Origin of the sequence: Streptomyces sp. PA03-6a, from assembly GCF_033792765.1 — a bacterium.
In the GTDB taxonomy this organism is placed as follows: Bacteria; Actinomycetota; Actinomycetes; order Streptomycetales; family Streptomycetaceae; genus Actinacidiphila.
On sequence record NZ_JARAVK010000504.1, the window covers coordinates 1 to 2,440 of the forward strand.

A 2,440-nucleotide genomic window follows, 5' to 3' on the forward strand; every position below is an offset into this window, starting at 1 on the left:
GGCGAGGCCTGCGCGGACGGGGGCGGGGAGGCCGGCGACGACGCGGGCGATGTCGGCGGCGGGGATCTTCTCGTAGGGCTGGTCTGTTGGCGCGGCGGAGCCGCCCGCGGGTTCGCTTCTACTACCGGTGGTTGGCCTGCGGCCGTCAGGGGGTGAGGTTGCTGGTGGTTCTAGTGGTGGTTCATTGGTGGTTAGGGCGGCACTGAGTGCGTGACGTCCGGACGCAGAGTGCGTGACGTCACGCACTTGGGATGCGTGACGGCCGTACTCAGAGTCCGTGACATCGCCTTGTGTCACAGACTCTGCGTCCGTGACGGTCACGGACTCTGCGTGCGTGACATCCTTCGCGCGGGACCGTCGCTTCCGCTCGGCGGCCGACGCCCGGTGAGCCTCCTCGTCGGCCTCCAGCTGAGCCCAGTCGAACTCCGGCCGCTTCAGGCGCATCATCAGCCGCCACCGGGTACGGCCCTGCACCTGTCCCTCCGCCTGGATGAGCCCGCCCTTCTCCAGGCGGCGGAGGGCACGCTGCACCGTGGTGCGGTCGTACCCGGTGCGGTACTGGAGCCTGAGCACCGAGGGATGGGCGCCGCTGCCGTCCTTGTGGGCGTGCTCGGCCAGCGCCTGCAGGACGTGCCGCGCCGTGGTGTCGGGCCTGCCCTTGTCGGTGAGGAGCATGGGGGCGTCATCCATGGCCCACTTGACTGCCTCAGTGCTCACGGGGTCTCTTCTCTCGTGCGGGGGATCGGCCGGAGGCGGCCCGGGGCGCCACGACCCGGGCCGCCAGGGCGCGTGTCAGCGGACGAACTCGGCGCGGCGCTTGGCTTCCTTCTCGGCCTCCTGCGCGCGGTACTCGGCCTCGGAGGGGTAGCCGGCGAACGCGGAGTCGAGGACGGCGCCGCCGTCGCGCATGCCGTTGCCGATCTCGTCCAACGTCCCGTCCATCCGCCGGCGTCGCCACATCGCCCTCTTCGCGTCGGCCAGGGCGGCGGCCTCCTCGTCGTCCGCGGCGACCTCGCACTCGGTGGCGCGGAGCTTGACCTGGGGCTCCTTCTCTTCGCCGTCGGCGTGGCCGGTGTAGGACTTCGCGGTGAGGGCGACGATGGCGTAGACGGTGGTGCCGGGGTTCTCGAAGAGGCCGCGTCGCTGTTCGGTGGTGAGGGCGGCTTCGATGCACGCGGCGGCGGAGTCGAGCTTGACCTCGGGGACGGCGAACTTGTTGAGCTTGGGCATGGGGTTACCTCTCTGGGTTGGTGATCAGGGGGTTGGTGGTCAGAGGAAGCTGGCGATCTGCTGACCGAGGCCCTCGAGGAAGGCCACGCGCATCTCGTCCGGCATGTCGGAGTCGAAGGCGACGTGGACGCGGACGATGGGCTTGTCGGTGTCGGCGCTGAGGGTGAGGGAGCCGTCGTAGGGCTGGAGTCCGTCGGCGCCGAGGTTGACGGCCCACTCGGAGACGTCGGCTGCTCCGGCGATGAGGTCGTCGATGGCGTGCTGTGCGGCCGTGAAGTCCTCCGTGCTGAGCTGGCTCCACGCGCGGCTCATCTCGAGCGGCTCGCCGGTCTCCGGCTCCAGGTCGACGACGGTTGAGGGGATCGGCCTGCCGCTCATCCGCTCGCCGATACCCATGAAGTCGGGGTCCTCGCCCGCAATAGCGAGCTGGCGGGCGGCCTCCTGGCGGAGGTCGTCGTCGGTGTACGGCCGGTCAGTCATGAAGTCGTCCCGTCTGATACGCATCTGCTGCTTCGACGGCCTGGCGCTCGAGGGCTTCCTCCGCGCAGACCTTGTGGGCCGGGGACCGCTTGGAGTCCCGGAGCTGAGTGGGCTTGCCGCAGTACCGGCACGGCTTCTCGATCCCGGACCAGTGACGGGAGTCCCGCCAGTCCAGACAGATCCGCCGCCCGAGCCCAGTCATGCCGCGACCCGCTTCGACCTGGGCTCATAGCGGGTCGCGGCGTCCTCCGCGTTCGCCCGGCGGCATGCCTCATCGATGGGCTCGCCCCTCCTGACGTGCCGCTTGTACGCCGACGGGGTGCCGCACTCGGCAAGCTGGCGGTGTGAGCGCGGCTTCGGGCCGCCGGCCATCCGGTGGCGCTGCGCCGGGTCGAGGCCGCCGAAGACCCCGTAGCGGTTGCTGATGCCGGTCGTGCCCTCCTGCTGCAGGGTTTCGACGAGGCACTCCCGGCGGACGGGGCAGCTGGCGCAGACGCTGATGGCGGCCGCGGTGCTGGCCTCGTCGAAGAACAGGTCGGGGTTGATGGTGGGGTCGGCGCAGGCGGCGTGGCGGGTCCAGGCGGGGAGCAGGTTGTTGGGGTTCATCAGGCGGCGTCCTTCCTGCGGGCGCGGCGGCGGTGCTGTTCGGCGTTCCAGCACGTGGGGTCGATGACCTCGTTGCGGCGCTGGTGTTGGCGGTAGGCCTCGGGGGTCCCGCAGGCCGGGGTGG

Annotated in this window: 4 protein-coding genes; all 4 read right to left on the reverse strand. The window is 70.8% G+C overall.

The window, feature by feature from the left end:
* Positions 1-675 (reverse strand): helix-turn-helix domain-containing protein (locus tag PV350_RS46085; RefSeq protein ID WP_500339245.1); only part of this gene is annotated, 675 nt, incomplete at its 3' end.
* Between the two features lie 117 nt (positions 676-792).
* A complete protein-coding gene (locus PV350_RS46090; RefSeq protein ID WP_500339246.1) occupies positions 793-1,230 on the reverse strand; it encodes a hypothetical protein in 438 nt (145 codons plus the stop codon).
* Positions 1,231-1,269: 39 nt separating this feature from the next.
* A complete protein-coding gene (locus tag PV350_RS46095; protein ID WP_500339247.1) occupies positions 1,270-1,710 on the reverse strand; it encodes a hypothetical protein in 441 nt (146 codons plus the stop codon).
* Between the two features lie 198 nt (positions 1,711-1,908).
* Positions 1,909-2,316 (reverse strand): WhiB family transcriptional regulator, encoded by a 408-nt coding sequence (locus tag PV350_RS46100; RefSeq protein WP_500339248.1) that lies wholly within the window; start codon positions 2,314-2,316, stop codon positions 1,909-1,911.
* Between the last annotated feature and the right edge of the window lie 124 nt (positions 2,317-2,440).